Origin of the sequence: Streptomyces sp. NPDC056738, from assembly GCF_042790435.1 — a bacterium.
Taxonomy (GTDB): Bacteria; Actinomycetota; Actinomycetes; order Streptomycetales; family Streptomycetaceae; genus Streptomyces.
Map to the genome: position 1 here is coordinate 46440 of NZ_JBHTZF010000003.1, position 17626 is coordinate 64065.

The 17626-nt window shown below is 72.1% G+C and carries 17 protein-coding genes; 4 read left to right on the forward strand and 13 right to left on the reverse strand.

Features of this window, described 5'->3' with window-relative positions; all coding sequences use genetic code 11:
* Window positions 1-150: 150 nt before the first annotated feature.
* Together ACFRIC_RS07625 and ACFRIC_RS07630 are read right to left on the reverse strand one after the other, a co-directional pair.
* Window positions 151-1503 (reverse strand): class II 3-deoxy-7-phosphoheptulonate synthase, encoded by a 1353-nt coding sequence (locus ACFRIC_RS07625; protein ID WP_382781000.1) that lies wholly within the window; start codon window positions 1501-1503, stop codon window positions 151-153.
* 136 nt (window positions 1504-1639) lie between these two features.
* On the reverse strand, window positions 1640-2857 hold the full coding sequence (locus tag ACFRIC_RS07630; RefSeq protein ID WP_382781003.1) for a glycoside hydrolase domain-containing protein: 1218 nt from the start codon (window positions 2855-2857) through the stop codon (window positions 1640-1642).
* A gap of 127 nt (window positions 2858-2984) precedes the next feature.
* Here ACFRIC_RS07630 and ACFRIC_RS07635 point away from each other — a divergent pair, with 127 nt between their 5' ends.
* Together ACFRIC_RS07635 and ACFRIC_RS07640 are read left to right on the forward strand one after the other, a co-directional pair.
* Window positions 2985-3041 (forward strand): trp operon leader peptide, encoded by a 57-nt coding sequence (locus tag ACFRIC_RS07635; protein WP_101392327.1) that lies wholly within the window; start codon window positions 2985-2987, stop codon window positions 3039-3041.
* 113 nt (window positions 3042-3154) lie between these two features.
* Window positions 3155-5056, forward strand: a complete 1902-nt coding sequence (locus tag ACFRIC_RS07640) for an anthranilate synthase family protein (protein ID WP_382781007.1) — start codon at window positions 3155-3157, stop codon at window positions 5054-5056.
* Here the strand turns inward: ACFRIC_RS07640 and ACFRIC_RS07645 are convergent.
* The 5 genes from ACFRIC_RS07645 to ACFRIC_RS07665 form a co-directional block, all read right to left on the reverse strand.
* On the reverse strand, window positions 5008-6003 hold the full coding sequence (locus ACFRIC_RS07645; RefSeq protein ID WP_382781009.1) for a 2-hydroxyacid dehydrogenase: 996 nt from the start codon (window positions 6001-6003) through the stop codon (window positions 5008-5010). The two genes, ACFRIC_RS07640 and ACFRIC_RS07645, sit on opposite strands and share 49 nt — an antisense overlap.
* Window positions 6004-6082: 79 nt before the next feature.
* A complete protein-coding gene (locus ACFRIC_RS07650) occupies window positions 6083-7111 on the reverse strand; it encodes a 6-phosphofructokinase (protein WP_382781012.1) in 1029 nt (342 codons plus the stop codon).
* Between the two features lie 141 nt (window positions 7112-7252).
* A complete protein-coding gene (locus tag ACFRIC_RS07655) occupies window positions 7253-7954 on the reverse strand; it encodes a response regulator (RefSeq protein WP_382781015.1) in 702 nt (233 codons plus the stop codon).
* A 19-nt stretch (window positions 7955-7973) separates the two neighbouring features.
* Entirely contained in the window at window positions 7974-9197 is a 1224-nt protein-coding gene (gene macS / locus ACFRIC_RS07660; protein ID WP_382781018.1) for a MacS family sensor histidine kinase, read from the reverse strand.
* Between the two features lie 107 nt (window positions 9198-9304).
* Complete coding sequence (locus ACFRIC_RS07665) at window positions 9305-10231, reverse strand: lysophospholipid acyltransferase family protein (RefSeq protein ID WP_382781021.1); 927 nt, start codon at window positions 10229-10231, stop codon at window positions 9305-9307.
* A 159-nt stretch (window positions 10232-10390) separates the two neighbouring features.
* Between ACFRIC_RS07665 and ACFRIC_RS07670 the strand changes: the two genes are divergently transcribed.
* Together ACFRIC_RS07670 and ACFRIC_RS07675 are read left to right on the forward strand one after the other, a co-directional pair.
* Window positions 10391-11200, forward strand: coding sequence for an alpha/beta hydrolase (locus ACFRIC_RS07670; RefSeq protein ID WP_382781024.1), 810 nt, complete (start codon window positions 10391-10393; stop codon window positions 11198-11200).
* Entirely contained in the window at window positions 11193-11957 is a 765-nt protein-coding gene (locus tag ACFRIC_RS07675) for a hypothetical protein (RefSeq protein WP_382781027.1), read from the forward strand. Before ACFRIC_RS07670 ends, ACFRIC_RS07675 begins: the two co-directional genes overlap by 8 nt.
* Window positions 11958-12101: 144 nt before the next feature.
* Here the strand turns inward: ACFRIC_RS07675 and ACFRIC_RS07680 are convergent, their stop codons facing one another.
* The 6 genes from ACFRIC_RS07680 to ACFRIC_RS07705 form a co-directional block, all read right to left on the reverse strand.
* Window positions 12102-12866 (reverse strand): endonuclease/exonuclease/phosphatase family protein, encoded by a 765-nt coding sequence (locus ACFRIC_RS07680; RefSeq protein WP_382781030.1) that lies wholly within the window; start codon window positions 12864-12866, stop codon window positions 12102-12104.
* Between the two features lie 142 nt (window positions 12867-13008).
* Window positions 13009-13962 carry an ROK family glucokinase gene (locus tag ACFRIC_RS07685; protein ID WP_382781033.1) on the reverse strand — a complete coding sequence of 318 codons (954 nt, stop codon included), beginning with the start codon at window positions 13960-13962 and terminating at the stop codon, window positions 13009-13011.
* Between the two features lie 54 nt (window positions 13963-14016).
* Window positions 14017-14517 (reverse strand): DUF5304 domain-containing protein, encoded by a 501-nt coding sequence (locus ACFRIC_RS07690; protein WP_382781036.1) that lies wholly within the window; start codon window positions 14515-14517, stop codon window positions 14017-14019.
* 92 nt (window positions 14518-14609) lie between these two features.
* Window positions 14610-15779, reverse strand: a complete 1170-nt coding sequence (locus ACFRIC_RS07695; RefSeq protein WP_382781039.1) for an ArsA family ATPase — start codon at window positions 15777-15779, stop codon at window positions 14610-14612.
* Window positions 15780-16109: 330 nt separating this feature from the next.
* Window positions 16110-16550 carry an SRPBCC family protein gene (locus ACFRIC_RS07700; protein WP_355769797.1) on the reverse strand — a complete coding sequence of 147 codons (441 nt, stop codon included), beginning with the start codon at window positions 16548-16550 and terminating at the stop codon, window positions 16110-16112.
* Between the two features lie 124 nt (window positions 16551-16674).
* Window positions 16675-17430 carry a metallophosphoesterase gene (locus tag ACFRIC_RS07705; protein WP_382782718.1) on the reverse strand — a complete coding sequence of 252 codons (756 nt, stop codon included), beginning with the start codon at window positions 17428-17430 and terminating at the stop codon, window positions 16675-16677.
* Window positions 17431-17626: the final 196 nt, after the last annotated feature.

Genomic DNA, 17626 nt, shown 5'->3' on the forward strand with positions numbered 1-17626 from the left:
TTTGTGGGGCTCGCCGTCGCTTTTCTGGTCATCGCAACAACCCCCCCCCACACACACCACACACGATCTATCTGGGGGGTGGTGGTTTCTGTTGGCGCCCCCCCCCCCCCACTCCAGGTGCCCGTAACAGGCGTGACGCCTGTTGATCTCCTACTGGTCGCGGTACATCTCGGCGACGAGGAAGGCCAGGTCGAGGGACTGGCTGCGGTTCAGGCGCGGGTCGCAGGCCGTCTCGTAGCGCTGGTGCAGATCGTCGACGAAGATCTCGTCGCCGCCGCCCACGCACTCGGTGACGTCGTCACCGGTGAGCTCGACGTGGATGCCGCCCGGGTGCGTACCGAGACCCTTGTGGACCTCGAAGAAGCCCTTCACCTCGTCGAGCACGTCGTCGAAGCGGCGGGTCTTGTGGCCGGAGGCCGCCTCGAAGGTGTTGCCGTGCATCGGGTCGGTGACCCAGGCCACGGTCGCGCCGGAGGCGGTGACCTTCTCGACCAGCTCGGGCAGCTTGTCGCGGACCTTGTCCGCGCCCATGCGCACGATGAAGGTCAGCCGGCCGGGCTCGCGGTCCGGGTCGAGGCGCTCGATGTACTGCAGCGCCTCCTCGGCCGTCGTCGTCGGGCCCAGCTTGATGCCCACGGGGTTGCGGATCTTCGACGCGAACTCGATGTGCGCTCCGTCGAGCTGACGGGTGCGCTCGCCGATCCACACCATGTGGCCCGAGACGTCGTACAGGTCGCCCGTACGGGAGTCGACGCGGGTCAGCGCCGACTCGTAGTCGAGGAGCAGCGCCTCGTGGGAGGCGTAGAACTCGACGGTCTTGAACTCCTCCGGGTCGGTGCCGCAGGCCCGCATGAAGTTCATCGCGTTGTCGATCTCACGCGCGAGCTGCTCGTAGCGCTGGCCGGACGGGGACGACTTCACGAAGTCCTGGTTCCAGGCGTGCACCTGGCGCAGGTCGGCGTAGCCGCCGGTGGTGAAGGCGCGCACCAGGTTGAGCGTCGAGGCGGACGCGTTGTACATCCGCTTCAGCCGCTCGGGGTCCGGGATACGGGCCTTCTCGTTGAAGTCGAAGCCGTTGACCGAGTCGCCCCGGTAGGTCGGCAGCGTCACGCCGTCGCGGGTCTCGGTGCCCTTGGAGCGGGGCTTGGAGTACTGGCCGGCGATCCGGCCGACCTTCACCACCGGCACCGAGGCGGCGTACGTGAGGACGGCGCCCATCTGGAGCAGCGTCTTGAGCTTGTTGCGGATGTGGTCGGCCGACACGGCGTCGAAGGCCTCGGCGCAGTCGCCGCCCTGGAGAAGGAACGCCTCTCCCTTGGCGACGGACGCCATCCGGGCGCGCAGCTGGTCGCACTCGCCCGCGAAGACGAGCGGCGGATACGACTCGAGGTCCGCGATCACATCGCGCAGAGCCTCGGCATCGGGGTACTCGGGCTGCTGCGCCGCGGGCAGGTTTCGCCAGGTGTTGCCAGCGCTCGCGCTGGACTTAGCGTTCACGGTCACCCGGACAACATTACGGGGTCGTGTCGGGCGTCCCATCCACATGCCCATCAAGTGAGACGAACCGCGCTCGATCGGTGACGCTCCGGACGGGCGCCGCGACCGCTCGCGACACCCGCCCGGAGAGGTGCGGACGGTCCTAGTCCACGTCGAGGCGGTCGCGGTCGATGGAGATCCGCACCCCGCCGTGGGTCTCGGTCGTGTCGCCCACGTACTGGTGGACACGCTGGTGCTTGGACCACAGCGTCGAGGGGATCGAGGAGTCGGACGTGCTCGACACCCGGTTCCAGCGGGCGAAGTGGATCACGTCGGGCAGGGTGACCCGGCTCTTGTTGGCGATCAGGTCGGACACCAGGGACGAGGTGTTGCCGTACGCGCCGGAGCGGTAGCCGAGCGCGTGCAGACGCACGGTGTAAGCCTGGAGGTAGGCGAGCACCGAGTCGGTGACCTTGCCTCCGGGCTCGTAGTGCTCCAGGTCGAGGTAGAGCACCGTGCCCTTGCCGAAGCCCAGCGCGGCCGCCTGCTTGACGGCGTCGTCGGCGCCCGCGGTGCCCTGCGAGACCGGGCTGGTGATGGCCGCGCAGCCGCCTCCGCAGCTCCCGCCGTCGGAGGAGGGCTGCCGGCCCACGTACAGCGGGAAGAAGCGCCAGCCGCGCGTGTACTGCGTCCGCACCCAGTCCGCGGTCAGGTGCTGCTGGGCGCAGGCGCGGTTGATGCCGCCGATGTAGACACCGATGGCGCCGTACGGGGAGTCGTCGCGCCAGGCGTCCATCGCCGACTGGCTGGGGGCGGTGCAGGCGTCGAAGCCCTCGCCGCGGAAGGAGGTCGCGTCCTTCGGCAGCGGGGCCGCCGCGCGCTGCTGCCCCGGCTCCTCGCGGCGGGCGGCGGCGACGGGCAGTCCGGCGCTGCTCAGGACGTCCTGGATGCGCGCGCGGTCGTATCCGTAGGCCGCGGTGACGGCGATGCGGTCGGCGGTGGCCCGGTAGGTGCGGGCCACCGGGTTCTCGGTGACGGCTCTGGGGGCCACCGGGGCGGGCTGCACCAGCAGGGCCTCGGTACGGCCGCTGGCCCTGGCCGGGCAGTTCTGGTCGGTGCCCGGGGTGCCGAGGTAGACGGCGTGCCGGTCGAAGCGGACGCAGGTGTCGGGATGTTTCTTCAGGTCCACGATCCGCCAGGAGTCGGGGACGGTGAAGATGTAGCCGCGGTAGGCGACCTGGGTGAGGTCCTCGGCGTCGCTCGGTCGCGGGGCGGAGCTCGCGGGGACGAGCGGTCCGGCGGCGAGGGCGGCGGCCGCGAGGAGCACGGTCAGGGCGCGGGCTCCGGTCCGGAGGGTCTGGGGCGAACGGCTTGCGCGCATGGTTCTCGTTTCTCGGTGCGTTCGGGCTGTCTCTGGCCATGCATGGCCGGTGACCGGACGGTAGGAACGCCCCGCGGGGCCGTTTCACGCTGTTGCCCGCCCCTCACCGTCGGGTAAGGTGCGGCGCATGTTCGCGCATTCGAACCAGAACTGGTGGTGGACCGCTCATCCGGCGGCCCACTGACTGCGCGTCGACACACGACTTCGCGAAGGCCGCCCGAGGGGCGGCCTTCGGTGTTTGCGGACCCGGGTCGTTCCTCTCCGAGATGCACGATCCCGAGAGAAGGACCGCACCCGATGAATCTGCTCGACCTGCTGGACGATCCCCGTCCCTTCGCCCTGCTGCGCCGCCGTACGCCGGGCCGCGACCATGACGTGGTCGAACTGCTGCTGGGGCCGGTGCGCGAGGTGGCGCGCCTCGCCGACCTCCCCGACGAGTGCCTCGCGCTGATCCCGTTCCGGCAGATCCGGGAGCGCGGCTTCGACGTACGCGACGACGGCACCCCGCTCGCGGTGCTCGTCCCCGAGGAACGCCATGAGGTGCCGCTCGCGCGGGCGCTGGCCGAGCTCCCGGACCACGACGTCCGGGTCGAGGGCGGCGGCTTCGACGTGGGCGACGAGGAGTACTCCGGGATCGTGGAGCGGGTGCTGCGGGAGGAGATCGGGCGCGGCGAGGGCGCCAACTTCGTGATCCGGCGGACGTACGAGGGCCGCATCCCGGGGTTCGGACGGGCGGACGCCCTGGCGCTGTTCCGCCGGCTGCTGACCGGCGAGCGGGGCGCGTACTGGACGTTCGTCGTGCACACCGGGGAGAGGACGCTCGTCGGCGCGAGCCCCGAGGTGCATGTGCGGATGTCGGCCGGGACGGTCGTGATGAACCCGATCAGCGGGACGTACCGCTACCCGGCCGGGGGGCCGACGCCCGAGGATCTGCTGGCGTTCCTCGCCGACGGCAAGGAGATCGAGGAGCTCTCGATGGTCGTCGACGAGGAGCTCAAGATGATGTGCACCGTGGGTGACATGGGCGGGGTGGTGATCGGGCCGCGGCTCAAGGAGATGGCCCATCTCGCGCACACCGAGTACGAGTTGCGGGGCCGCTCCTCGCTGGACGTGCGGGACGTGCTGCGGGAGACCATGTTCGCGGCGACCGTCACCGGCTCGCCCGTGCAGAACGCCTGCCGGGTGATCGAGCGTCACGAGGTCGGCGGTCGGGGCTACTACGCGGGGGCCCTGGCGCTGGTCGGGCGGCAGCCGGAGGGCGGACCGGACGGCGGGCCCGGGGCGCAGACCCTCGACTCCCCGATCCTCATCCGCACCGCCGACATCGACGCGGACGGCCGGCTGCGGGTGCCGGTCGGCGCGACCCTCGTCCGCGGATCGGACCCGGCGGGCGAGGTCGCCGAGACGCACGCCAAGGCGGCGGGTGTGCTCGCCGCCTTGGGGGTGCGGCCCGGCCGGCCGCGCCCGGACGGCGCCCGGCCGCGGCTGGGCGACGATCCCCGGGTGCGGGCGTCGCTGGACGGACGGCGTGCCTCGCTGGCGCCGTTCTGGCTGCGGATGCAAGAGCGTTCCGGTGAACTCGCCGGGCACGCGCTGGTCGTGGACGCCGAGGACACCTTCACCGCGATGCTCGCGCACGTCCTGCGGTCGTCCGGGCTCGAGGTGACGGTGCGCCGCTACGACGAGCCGGGGCTGCGGGAGGCGGTCCTCGCGCACGAGGGTCCGGTCGTCCTCGGCCCGGGGCCCGGCGATCCCTCCGACGGGACGGACCCGAAGATGCGTTTTCTGCGCGGGCTGACCGCCGAGGTGCTGCGTGACCACCGGCACGGCGTCCTCGGTGTCTGCCTCGGGCACGAGCTGATCGCGGCCGAGCTGGGGCTGGAGATCGTCCGCAAGGACGTGCCGTACCAGGGCGCGCAGACCCGGATCGACCTCTTCGGGCGGCCCGAGACCGTCGGGTTCTACAACAGCTTCGTGGCGCGCTGCGACGACGAGGAGCTGGCGGAGCTGGCCGCGCACGGCGTCGAGGTCGGCCGGGCCGCGAACGGCGAGGTGCACGCGCTGCGCGGTCCCGGCTTCGCGGGCGTGCAGTTCCACCCGGAGTCGGTGCTGACGCTGAACGGCGCGGCCGTGGTGCGGGAGCTGACCGGTCAGCTCCGGGGCACGAGCACGTTCTCCGAGCGGCGGCCCTCGGCGTAGTCGCGGACGTTCGCGGCGGTCGCGTCGACGATCTGGCCCACGGCGTCCAGGGTGTAGTACGCCTGGTGCGAGGTGACCAGGACGTTCGGGAAGGTGACCAGGCGGGCCAGGGTGTCGTCCTCGACGGTCTCGAGGGACTTGTCGAGGAAGAACAGCCCGGCCTCCGCCTCGTACACGTCGAGGCCGACGCCCGTGAAGCGGCCCTCGCGCAGTTCGGCGACGAGGGCCTGGCTGTCGATGAGGCCGCCGCGGCTGGAGTTCACCAGGATCGCGTCGTCCTTCATGGCGCGCAGGGCCTCGGCGTCGATGAGGTGCTGCGTCTGCGGCATGAGCGGGACGTGCAGGGTGACGAGGTCGGACTCGGCGAGCAGGCGCTCCTTGGAGACGTACCGCATGCCGAGTCCGAGGCACGCCGGGTTCTCGGCGATGTCCCAGCCGAGCAGGTTCATGCCGAAGCCGTGGGCGATCCGGGCGAAGGCCGCGCCGATCTTCCCGGTGCCGACGATTCCCGCGGTGCGGCCGTGCATGTCACGGCCCATCAGCCCGTCGAGGCGGAAGTCGAAGTCGCGGGTGCGGTTGGCGGCGCGCACGATGCGGCGGTTGACGGCCATGCCGAGGGTCCAGGCGAACTCGGCGACCGAGTAGGGCGAGTAGGACGAGACCCGGGCGACCGTCAGGCCGAGACGCTCGGCGACGTCGAGGTCGATGTTGTTGAACCCGGTGGAGCGCTGGGCGACGAGCTGGGTGCCGCCGGCCGCCAGGGTCTGCAGGACACGGTGTCCCAGGGCGCAGTTGACGCTCGTGGACACGGCCTCGTGGCCGGCCGCGATGGGGGCGGTGTCCTCGCTGAGGAAGACGTCGAGGCAGCGGACCGCGTGGCGCTCCCCGAAGGCCTTCTCCAGCAGGGGCTTCTCGTCGGACTGGACGCCGAACGCCAGAATCTCCACCGGTCTCTCCCGTGCTGGGGTACGGGCCGAATATACGGCCCGTACCCCTTGACCGCGCGGGCACGGCCGGGTGCCGGTGTCAGCCGAAGAACACCCCGACCTCGGCGTACAGGGCGGGGTCGACCGTCTTCAGCCTGGCGGTGGCCTCGGCGATCGGGACGCGGACGATGTCGGTGCCGCGCAGCGCCACCATCTTGCCGAAGTCGCCGTCACGAACGGCCTCGATGGCGTGCAGCCCGAAACGGGTGGCGAGCCAGCGGTCGAAGGCGCTGGGCGTCCCGCCGCGCTGGACGTGCCCGAGGACCGTGGTGCGGGCCTCCTTGCCGGTGCGCCGTTCGATCTCCTTGGCCAGCCACTCCCCGACGCCGGAGAGCCGGACGTGCCCGAAGGAGTCCAGGCTGCCGTCCTTGAGGACCATGTCGCCGTCCTTGGGCATGGCGCCCTCGGCGACGACGACGATCGGCGCGTACGAGGCCTTGAAGCGCGAGGTCACCCAGGCACAGACCTGGTCCACGTCGAAGCGCTGCTCGGGGATGAGGATGACGTTCGCGCCGCCGGCCAGGCCCGAGTGCAGGGCGATCCAGCCCGCGTGGCGGCCCATCACCTCGCAGACGAGGACGCGCATGTGCGACTCGGCGGTGGTGTGCAGGCGGTCGATGGCCTCGGTCGCGATGTTGACCGCCGTGTCGAAGCCGAAGGTGTAGTCGGTGGCGGAGAGGTCGTTGTCGATGGTCTTCGGTACGCCGACGACGTTGATGCCGTACTCGTCGCCGAGCCGCGCGGCGACGCCCAGGGTGTCCTCGCCGCCGATGGCGATGAGCGCCTCGACCTCCTGCTTGACGAGGTTCTCCTTGATTCTGCGGATGCCGTTCTCGTGCTTGAGGGGGTTGGTGCGCGAGGATCCGAGGATGGTGCCGCCCCGCGGCAGGATCCCGCGCACGGCGGTGATGTCGAGCCGTACGGTGTCGCCTTCGAGCGGCCCCCGCCAGCCGTCCCGGTAGCCGACGAAGTCATAGCCGTACTCCTGCACGCCCTTGCGGACAATGCCCCGGATGACGGCGTTGAGCCCGGGGCAGTCGCCGCCTCCGGTCAGTACTCCGACCCGCATGGAAAGTCCCTTCGCCACGTTTGGCTGTCGGACTCACGCTAATAGTGATCCACGTCACTTCGGCATGGTGCGGACGGGCTGTTCCGGTGAATTGTCGGGTAGTTGATCAATAGATCACCCGGAAGGTGGCATCTGTACCGTTCACGCCCCGTCCAGGCCCCGCTCGATGGCGTAGCGGACCAGTTCGGCGCGGTTGTGGAGCTGCAGCTTGCCCAGGGTGTTCTGGACGTGGTTCTGGACGGTGCGGTGGGAGATGACCAGACGTTCGGCGATCTGCTTGTAGCTCAGACCCTTGGCGACCAGGCGCAGCACCTCGGTCTCGCGGTCGGTGAGCTGCGGGGCCCTCGGCTCGTCGGTGCCCGTCCCGGGGGCGGTTTCCGAGGCCAGCCGGCGGTACTCGCCGAGGACCAGACCCGCGAGGCCCGGGGTGAACACGGGGTCGCCCGCGGCCGTCCGGCGCACCGCGTCGGCCAGCTCCTCGGCGGACGCCGACTTCAGGAGGTAGCCGGTCGCCCCGGACTTCACCGCCTCCAGCACGTCGGCGTGCTCGCCGCTCGCCGACAGGACCAGGACGCGCAGGGACGGGTCGGCGCCGACCAGCTCCTTGCAGACCTGAACGCCGGGCTTGGCGGGCAGGTTCAGATCGAGGACGAGGACGTCGGGCGCGGCCGCGAGCGCGCGGCGCACGGCCTGTTCGCCGTCGCCGGCGGTCGCGACCACGTCGAACCCGGCGGCCTCCAGGTCCCGGGCCACGGCGTCACGCCACATGGGATGGTCGTCCACGACCATGACCTTGATGGGGGTCTCCCCCGTCCGCGGCTGGTCCGCGGTCGTGCCCGTCATCGTCCTGCCGCCGCCTTCGTCATCGTGTCCTCGCCTTCCCCCGCGCGTCCTTCGGTACCTTCAGCTCGACCTCGGTGCCCTGTCCCGGGACCGAGACGAGTTCCGCCGTGCCGCCCAGCTCGCGCAGCCTGCCGCGGATCGAGAGCGCCACGCCGAGCCGCCCCTCGCCCTCGGCCTGGGCGAGCCGCCCCTCCGGGATGCCGGGGCCGTCGTCGCGGACCGTCACGATCACCGCGTCCGGTTCGTCCTCGACGAGGATCCAGGCCGGGGCGTCCTCGCCCACGTGCCTGCGCACATTGTCCAGGGCGGCGCCCACGGCCGCGGCCACCTCCCGCGCGGCGGGCGGGTCGAGCGGCACCGGCGCGCCGGGCTCGGAGAGGGTCACGCGCGCGGTGGCGTACGGGGCCAGCAGGACACGCAGATCGAGCGGGCCCTCGGGATCCTCGTCGTCGGGCTCGTCGACGGCACGGACCAGCGCGCCGAGCGCGGCGTCCTCCGACACCCGGGAGACGGGCACCAGACCGCCCGACACCAGCGTGCGCAGCGCGACCTCCTGCTCGCCCGCCATCCGGCCGAGCTCCGCCGCCTCGCCGCCGAGCGCGCTGCCGCGCCGCTGCACCATGGCCAGGACCTGGAGCACCCCGTCGTGGATGTCCCGGGCCAGCCGCTCACGCTCCCGGGTCGCCGCCTCGATCTCCAGGGCGCGGGCGAGGGTGCGCTCGGAGGCGCGGGCCACCTCGACGACGTAGCCGATGGCGATGGAGGCGACCCAGACGAGGATCACGTTGTGCACGGTGTCCCGGGTCGGGGCGCCGCGCTCGACGAGGTTGGCCGCGGCGACGAGCGTGGAGGCGAAGGCCGCCCAGCGCCAGCCGCCCTTGATCGCGAAGGCCAGGACGGCGCCGGCCGTCCATATCGACGGCAGCGTCGGGCCGCCCCCGTCGATGCGCGCGGCGGAGTCGGCGACGCGGGTGAGCAGGATGCCGGTCAGCGCCACGGTGAGGTCGGCGGCAAGGAACCGCTTGGTGCAGTTGGCCGCGCCGGAGACCCTGGGGAGCGTGGCCAGCGTCCAGACGAGCAGGAACGCGAAGAACGCGACGGCCACCCACGGGCGGTCGAACTTGTCGTACGTCGTGGCGAACAGCCCGATCGCGTACAGCACGGTCAGCACCCGGTAGCCGGTCAGCGCACGCCACAGCGGCTGCTCGACCGACATCCTCATGACTCTCTCGCGCCTGGCCATGCCCCCACCCCGCCCTGCCCCGCCCTGCCGACGTCCCTACGGACGCTCCTGGGAGCCGGACCGTTGCCTTCCGGCCGGCCCGGCCTCCTCCGTGCCCCCGGCCCCGCCTACGGACCGGCCTGTTCCACGTCCCGCGCTCCGGGAGCGGCCTGCGCCCCGGGAGCGGCCTGCGCTCCGGGAGCGGCCTGCGCCTCGTCGGGAGCGGCCTGCTTCTCGGCCTGCGTCCCGGTCTCTTCCCCGGCCGTCGGCTCCGCGGTCCGCTCCGCCGGCTCCTGGGCCTGCTCGTCGGCCTGCTTCTCGGCTTGCTTCTCGGCCTGGGCGAGCTGCGCCTTGGCCGCCTTCTCGGCGTCCTTCTCGGCCTTCGCCGCCTCCGCGATCTGCCGCTTGGCGGCCGTCGCGTAGATGTCGACGTACTCCTGCCCGGACAGCTTCATGATCTCGTACATGACCTCGTCGGTCACCGCGCGGAGCACGAACCGGTCGTGTTCCATGCCGTTGTAGCGGCTGAAGTCCAGCGGCTTGCCGATGCGGATGCCCGGACGCATCAGCTTGGGCATCAGCTTGCCCGGCGGCTGGATCTTCTCGGTGTCGATCATCGCCACCGGGATGACGGGCGCGCCGGTCGCGAGCGCCACCCGTGCGAGGCCGCCCGGCTTGCCGCGGTAGAGGCGGCCGTCGGGCGAACGCGTGCCCTCCGGGTAGATGCCGAACAGCTCACCGCGCTCGATCACGTCTATACCGCTCTTGATGGCCGCCTCGCCCGCGCCGCGCGCGCCGGAACGGTCCACCGGGAGCTGGCCGACGCCCTTGAAGAAGGCGGCCGTCATCCGGCCCTTGATGCCCGGGGTCGTGAAGTACTCGGCCTTCGCGATGAAGGTCACCTTGCGTTCGAGGACCGCCGGCAGGAAGAAGGAGTCCGAGAACGAGAGGTGATTGCTCGCCAGAATCGCCGGGCCCTCGGCGGGGATGTTCTCGAGGCCTTCCACCCAGGGCCTGAAGGCGAGCTTCAGCGGCCCTCCGATGGAAAACTTCATTGCGCCGTAGATCACCCGCGTGCCTCCTGTGTCGTAGATCAGACCTTAACCCGGAGCGCCGTAGAAGGACCCGACGACCCTGGTCGGTGTCAGTACGGTCGCGTACGGTGAAGCACACCCGGAGTCGTTTTCCGCCCAACTCATGAACAGGAGACCGAGGTGCCGGTCCTTCCTGGAGCCGAGCCGTTCCGCCACGAGGGCGGAGACGTCGGCGTCCTCCTCTGCCACGGTTTCACCGGCTCCCCGCAGTCACTGCGTCCCTGGGCCGAGTATCTCGCCGACCGTGGTCTGACCGTCGCGCTGCCGCTGCTGCCCGGGCACGGCACCCGCTGGGAGGACATGCAGCTCACCGGCTGGCAGGACTGGTACGCCGAGGTCGACCGCGAGTTGCGCGCGCTGCGCCGGACCTGCTCGCGGGTGTTCGTGTTCGGGCTCTCGATGGGCGGCGCGCTGGCGCTGCGGCTCGCGGCGAAGCACGGGGACGAGGTCGACGGCGTCGTGGTCGTCAACCCGCTGAACAAGGTGCACGGTCCGGCCGCGCGTCTCCTGCCGGTCCTGCGGCACCTGGTCCCCTCGACGAAGGGCATCGCGAGCGACATCGCGAAGGAGGGCTCCGAGGAGATCGGCTACGGCCGGGTGCCGCTGCACGCCGCGCATTCGATGCGCCGGCTGTGCGCGGTCGTCGACGCGGAGCTGCCGCAGGTCACCCAGCCGCTCCTGCTGCTGCACAGCCTCCAGGACCATGTGGTCTCCCCCGCGGACTCGGCGCGCATCCTCGGGCGGGTGTCCTCCACGGACGTCACGGAGATCGTGCTGGAACAGAGCTACCACGTCGCGACGTTGGACCACGACGCGGACCGGATCTTCGAGGAGAGTCACTCCTTCGTCACCCGGATCGCGCCCGGTGCCGGCAAGGAGGCCGACGCCGGTCGGGTGGGCGGGCAGGAAGGGACGGCAGCCGGTGACTGAGCACGACGCGGACCGCGGCGACTCCGAGGAGAAGGGCGTGCCTGTGGGCGAGCCGCTCGACGGTGCCCGCGGCGAGGGGGTCGGCGACCCGCTCACCGAGTCCGCCGGGGACCCGCTCGCGGAGCCGTCCGGAGACGCCCGCGGCACGTCCGCCGGCGACGAGCAGAGCGTGCCCTTCGACGAGGAGGCCGCCTGGAAGTCGATCGTCGAGGGCTACGGCGAGGAGCCGCCGGACCCGCCGGGCTCGCGGCCCTTCCGGTCGATCGAGGACCTGGCGCTCCCCGAGCCCGGTCCCGACGCCGACGCCGGGACCGGCGGCGGCTCCGGGGACGACACGGGCGAGGACGACACCCCGGCTCCGGGTGCCGGGTCCGAGCCGGAGGCCTCCGGCTCGGGGCCCTCCGCCGTCAAGCCGCTCGGCAGTTCGATCTCCTTCGCGCCCGGCGTCGGCGGCCCGCGGGACTACCGCGCGCCCGAGCCGTCCGAGGACGACTTCGACGAGGACGACGAGGGTCACTTCGTCCCGCCCGAGCCGCCCCCGCTGCCCGCCGCGGACACGACCGCCAAGTTCGCCTGGCTCGGCGTGCTCGGCGGCCCCGCCCTGCTGCTGCTGGCCGTCCTGTTCGGCTGGGACATGACCTGGTGGCTCACCACCCTCGGCATCGGCGGCTTCCTCGGCGGCTTCGCCACGCTGGTGACGCGCATGAAGGACGACGACGAGGACCACGAGGACCCGGGGCGCGGCGCGGTGGTCTGACCGGGATCGCGGCCCGGGTGCGTCGAGATCCGGGTGCGCCGAGAACCGGGTCCGGTGGAGATCCGGGTGCGGTGGAGATCCGGGTCCGGGCGTGGTTCCGCAGGCGGGTGGTTCGAGGTGGGGTGGGAGGCTTCGGCCCGCTCCCTAGGACGCGGGCACTCTGAGGGCGGCCAGTACGGGCAGATGGTCCGTGGCCGCCCTCAGGTCCGCTTCGCTCACTCCGGGCAGGCCGAGCGGCACCCCGCAGCCGAGGACCTCGATGCCGGAGCTCGCGAAGACGGCGTCGATGCGCCGGTAGGGACCCGCGAACGTCCAGGTGTGCTCCCCGCCCCAGGGCCGGGTCGCCCAGCCGTCCTGGAGCGCGCCCGCCAGACGGCGGAACGTCGGTCCCGCCGGGCCTTCGTTGAGGTCCCCGCCCGCGACGACGTGCGGGGCGCCGAGACCGGCGAGACGGTCGAGGAGCATGCCGCCCTGCTCGTGGCGCTCGGCCTTCTGGAGCGACAGATGACAGCTCAGCACGCCGAGCCGGGCGCCCCCGAACCGCACGACCGCCGTGGCGAAGCCCCGGCGGTGCTGTCCCGGGGTGAGCGGCAGCAGGACGTCCTCGGTGCGCTCCACGGTGGCCCGCAGCGTGCACAGCAGCGCGGGCCCGGAGGCGGTGGCGCCCCCCGACAGGATGACGAGACCGGAGGCGGCGGCGAGACGCGCGAGCTTCTTGCGCCAGCGGAAGAAGCGGGGCGCCTCCTGGACCAGGACGAGGTCCGGTGCGCAGGCGCTGATCACTCGGGCGAGCGCGTCGGTGTCGTCGCGCATCGAGCGGATGTTGTAACTGAGCACGCGGATCACGGCCGAGCCGTCGGCTTCGGTGCGGGACGCGGGCAGCGGACTGGCGGAGAACGCGGTCGGCATGGCGATCAAGATACGCGCCCGACGCCCGCGCGGGGGGCCGAAGAACCGCATGGCTCGCCTTCGGGAACGAAAGGTGCGGACACGACTGCGCCCGCCGGCCTGTGCGGGGGGCGGCGGGCGCTGTCGTGCGAGACGGGGTGACCTACATGATCGGGTCGGGCTCCCGGGCCAGGTCCGCCGCTCCGACGAGACCCGCCTTGTTGCCGAGCTGCGCGGCGATCACGTCGGCGACCGGACGCCAGTTGCCGCCGACCAGCCAGCGCTTGTACGACTTACGGATCGGGTCGAGGACCAGCTCGCCCTCGTCCGACAGGCCGCCGCCGACGATGAAGGCGGACGGGTCGAAGAGCGAGGCGAGGTCGGCCAGACCCGCGCCGGCCCAGCGGGCCAGCTCACGGTAGGAGTCCACCGCGACGTGGTCGCCCTGCCGGGCGGCCATGGAGATGTGCTTGCCCTCGATGCCTTCGGGGGTGCCGTCGCCGAGCCCCAGGAGGACCTCCGCCGCCTCCGGGGTCGCGTTGGCCCGCTGCTTGGCGTACCGGACGAGCGCGCGCCCGGAGGCGTACTGCTCCCAGCAGCCCTGCGAGCCGCAGCCGCACAGCAGCCCGTCCGGGACCATCCGGATGTGGCCGAACTCGGCGGCCACGCCGAAGTGGCCGCGGCGCAGCTTGTTGCCGATGATGATGCCGCCGCCGAGGCCGGTGCCCAGGGTGATGCAGATGACGTTGCGGTGGCCCTTGCCCGCGCCGAACTTGTACTCGCCCCAGGCGGCCGCGTTCGCGTCGTTCTCCACGACGACCGGCAGGCCCACACGCCGCTCGACCTCGGCCTTGAGCGGCTCGTTGCGCCAGTCGATGTTCGGCGCGAAGTAGACCGTCGAGCGCTGGCGGTTCACATATCCGGCGGCACCGATGCCGACGCCTACGATGTCGTGCCCGGCGCGCGCGCCCTCCACGGCCGAGGCGATGGCGTCCACGATCGCCTGCGGCGTGGTCGGGGTCGGCACCTTGTGCGTCGAGAGGATATTGCCTTCCTCGTCGACCACACCGGCCGCGATCTTCGTGCCGCCGATATCGACGCCGATGGTGAGTCCCATGAATCCCTCAGTTTCGGTCGAGCCCCGCTACGGCCAACCGTACCCGAGGGGCGATTAGTCCAGGTCGATGTGTTCGCCCGGACCGGACTCGTCGTCGCGGGAACCCGTGTCCCGAGTGGTCCAGCGACGCTCCTGGTTCTCGACGGCCGAGCGGTACGCGGCGAGCAGTTCCGAACCGGCGGCGGCGAGGTGGTCGAAGACCTCGGGGTTGCGTTCCAGCACCGGTTCCACGGCGGCCTTGGCCTGCTGCACGACCTGGTTGACCATCTGCTGGGCGGTGCCGGAGGCGACCGCGCCGAACAGCGGGGACTGGAGTCCGGAGAGCTTGTCGGCGACGGCGTCGACGAGTTTGCGCAGTTCCTCGGCGGCCGAGCCGGGCGGCGGGCCCTGCCGGGCGCGGCGGCGGGCCTTCTCCGCGGCGAGGTCCTCGGCGCAGGCCGTCGCCCAGGCGTCGTCGTCGGTGGCGTGCGCTTCCTGGACGGGTACCTCGTCGACACGGACCTCGTCGGCCGTCTCCTCCTGAGCGGCCTCGGACGGTGGGCGCTCTTCGCTCATGGCGGGACTCCTGCCTACGATTTCCTTGCTTTCGACGTTACCCGAACGGGCGTATCCCGTTCACCGTGCCGGTGCCCCGGATCGCGGCAGGGTCACTTCTCGCGCGGCCACAGCCCGGGATCCGGCGTGAAACGGACCCGCAGCTCGCCCTCGCGCAGCGCGGCTCCGGCCACCGTGCAGCGGCGGAGCGCGGAAGGCAGCGGGACGATCCTGCGGAACTGGCCGACGGTCACGACGAGTTCGTCGCCGCGCCGGATGAGGTCGAGTTCGTCGCGTATCGCGCCGGGCAGCGGAATGTGCCACACGAGCACGCCGTCGTCGGCGAGGCGGTCGGTCACGGGCCACTCGACCGGGGTGGGCGCGGTGTTGACGCCGGGCACGGGGAGCGCGGCGAGGTCGTCGGTGCCGCGCGGGTCGTGGCCGCGGTGCGGGACCTCGTGGACGGCGTACGTCTCGCGCCATTCGTCCAGGGCCTTGCGCTGCTGGGCCGCGAGGGCTCCCAGCCAGGCGTCGTGGGTGGCGCCGGGCAGGACGCGGTTCGCCACGAGGCCGTCCACGGGCAGTCCGCGCAGGGCGAGGGCGGTGGAGGCGGTGCGGACCGCGTCCGTGCCGGCCGGTCCGGGTTCGGCGACCAGCCGTACGGTCGTGGCGCGGTCCTCGACCACCGCCTGCACGGCGGCCAGTTCGATGTCCCAGCGCCCCGCGGTCTCGTACAGCCACTCGGAGGGCATGGGCACGCCCGCGAGCCGTCCGAGGACCGGGCGCAGGGCGCGGGCCGCCTGGCGCTCCGGCGGGAGCAGGCGGCGCAGGTAGCGGCGGAGCTCCTCGGGGAGGGCGAGGAGGGCGAGGGCCTGGGGGGCCGGGGGCAGGTCCACGACGAGCAGGCCGTACGCGTCCGACAGCGCGGCGTCGCGCAGGGCGCGCAGGAGGGCCAGTTCCTCGGCGCCGGGGAGCGGGGTGACTTCCTCGGCGTCCAGGCGGGAGGCGCCGAGGAGGTCGAGGGCGGTGGTGGCGCGGCGCTGGAAGGCGGTGAGGTCGTCGCGGAAGCGGGCGGCGGGGTCGGGGCGCCAGGCGGTGAGGCCGGGGGCGGCTTCCACGGGGTCGGGGCCGGTGGGGACGCCGAGGACGGCGCCGAGGGTGTCGGTGCGGTCGGCGGTGAGCACCAGGGTGCGGGTGCCCTCGCGGGCCGCCCGCAGCGCGGTGGCCGCGGCGACGGTGGTACGGCCTGTGCCGCCTTGGCCGGTGATCAGGATGGTGCGCATGGGGCTGAACGCTACCGGTGCGGTGGCCTCGGCGGTTTCCGGGTCCGGCCGGTGGGTGGGTCGGGGCCGCGCCGGTACATCAGCCCGTCGCCGTCGGGTGAGGAGTGACCGTCGGTGGCGACGGCCATTGATGTACCGCCACGTCCCCTCGCGCCGGATCCCGGCTGCGGGTGCGCGATCCAGACGGTTCCAGCAGGATTCAGCCCCGGCCGGCGAAATTTTCAGCCCCTCCGGCGTTTGAGGAGCGGGGTCTGGGGCGGAGCCCCAGGTATGGGACGGGTAGGGGCGGAGGGGGCGAAGAAAGGCCGGGGTGGGCCGGGCCCCCGGGGGTCAGGCGGTTTCTTCTACGCGCTTCTTCAGGCCGGCCAGGGCACGGTCGATGATGACCTTCTCGGCCTTGCGCTTGATCATGCCGAGCATGGGGATCTTGACGTCGACGGTCAGCCGGTAGGTGACCTCGGTGGCCCCCTCGCCCGCGGGCTTGAGAAGGTACGAGCCGTCCAGCGACCGGAGCATCTGGGACTTGACCAGGGTCCAGGAGACCTCGTGGTCCCCGGTCCAGGTGTAACCGAGGGTCTGGTCGTCCTTGATCGCACCGGCGTCCATGACCAGCCGGACCTGCTCGGCACGGCCGAGGTCGTCCGACTTGAGGACCTCCGCCTCCTTCACCTCGCCCGTCCAGTCCGGATAGCGGGCGAAGTCGGCGATCACCGCCATGACGTCAGCCGGTGCCGCCTCGATCGTGATGCTCGAACTGGTGTGTTCCGCCATCGCGGTGGCTCCTCCAGATGCGGTCCGGTGAGGGAGGGTGGTGCGCACGTGTGTGCAGCGTGAAGGCTACCGCGCACGGCCGTGGGCGCCGTCACCCCACCTGCCCTTCAGCCCCGTCGCGGCGTCACCACTCCAGCACCCAGGGACGGCCCGACCCCGCGAAGTGCCCCACATTGACGCATTCCGTCGCCCCGACACGCATCCGGCGGGCGAGGGGCTGATGGACGTGGCCGAAGAGCGCGTAGCGGGGGCGCGTACGCCGGATCGCGTCGAGAAGTGCGCGGGAGCCTCGCTCGAAGCGGCGCGCGACGGTGTCGTACACGAGCTCCGGCACCTCCGGCGGGATGTGCGTGCACAGCACGTCGACCTCGCCGACCGCCTCGATCTTGGCCGCGTACTCCTCGTCGCTGATCTCGTACGGCGTCCGCATCGGTGTCCGCAGTCCCCCGCCGACGAACCCGAAGACCCGGCCACCGATCTCCACCCGCTCCCCGTCGAGGACGGTGGTGCCCGGTCCGGCGTACTCCGGCCACAGGGTCGGCATGTCGACATTGCCGTAGGTGGCGTACGTCGGATTCGGGAACGCGGCGAACATCTCGGCGTACTGCTTGCGCACGGCCTTCTCGATCGCCGCGGCCCGGTCGGTGCCGATGCCCGCCCACAGCCGGGCGCCGAACGCGCGCGCCTCCTCGAAGCGGCGGGCCGTGCGCAGCTCGACGATGCGGTCGGCGTTCTCCACGCCGAACAGGTCCGGGAAGATGCCGCGCGCGTGGTCGGCGTAGTCGAGGAAGAGGACCAGGTCACCGAGGCAGATCAGGGCGTCGGCGCCGTCGCCGGCCCGGGCCAGGTCGCGGGCGTTGCCGTGCACGTCGCTGACCACATGAACGCGCGTCCTCGGACGGCCGACAGGTGTGGATGCCATGACGATCAAGCGTAGGCGCGTGCGGCAAACGTGAACAGAGGCGGCCGGACCTGCGATTACTGGCATGCCCGGAAGGCCGTGGACTACTGTGCGCGCAGGAACGCCACCACGTGTGACGCATGGAACATCTCGCCGGGACCCCCTGTCGAAGAGG

What these genes read in the sequence shown, in the direction of transcription:
- ACFRIC_RS07630 (WP_382781003.1), bottom strand. Translation starts at nt 2,857, where the DNA reads ATGCGCGCAAGCCGTTCGCCCCAGACCCTCCGGACCGGAGCCCGCGCC.
- ACFRIC_RS07640 (WP_382781007.1), top strand. Translation starts at nt 3,155, where the DNA reads ATGAATCTGCTCGACCTGCTGGACGATCCCCGTCCCTTCGCCCTGCTG.
- ACFRIC_RS07650 (WP_382781012.1), bottom strand. Translation starts at nt 7,111, where the DNA reads ATGCGGGTCGGAGTACTGACCGGAGGCGGCGACTGCCCCGGGCTCAAC.
- ACFRIC_RS07655 (WP_382781015.1), bottom strand. Translation starts at nt 7,954, where the DNA reads ATGACGGGCACGACCGCGGACCAGCCGCGGACGGGGGAGACCCCCATC.
- macS (WP_382781018.1), bottom strand. Translation starts at nt 9,197, where the DNA reads ATGGCCAGGCGCGAGAGAGTCATGAGGATGTCGGTCGAGCAGCCGCTG.
- ACFRIC_RS07665 (WP_382781021.1), bottom strand. Translation starts at nt 10,231, where the DNA reads ATGAAGTTTTCCATCGGAGGGCCGCTGAAGCTCGCCTTCAGGCCCTGG.
- ACFRIC_RS07680 (WP_382781030.1), bottom strand. Translation starts at nt 12,866, where the DNA reads ATGCCGACCGCGTTCTCCGCCAGTCCGCTGCCCGCGTCCCGCACCGAA.
- ACFRIC_RS07685 (WP_382781033.1), bottom strand. Translation starts at nt 13,962, where the DNA reads ATGGGACTCACCATCGGCGTCGATATCGGCGGCACGAAGATCGCGGCC.
- ACFRIC_RS07690 (WP_382781036.1), bottom strand. Translation starts at nt 14,517, where the DNA reads ATGAGCGAAGAGCGCCCACCGTCCGAGGCCGCTCAGGAGGAGACGGCC.
- ACFRIC_RS07695 (WP_382781039.1), bottom strand. Translation starts at nt 15,779, where the DNA reads ATGCGCACCATCCTGATCACCGGCCAAGGCGGCACAGGCCGTACCACC.
- ACFRIC_RS07700 (WP_355769797.1), bottom strand. Translation starts at nt 16,550, where the DNA reads ATGGCGGAACACACCAGTTCGAGCATCACGATCGAGGCGGCACCGGCT.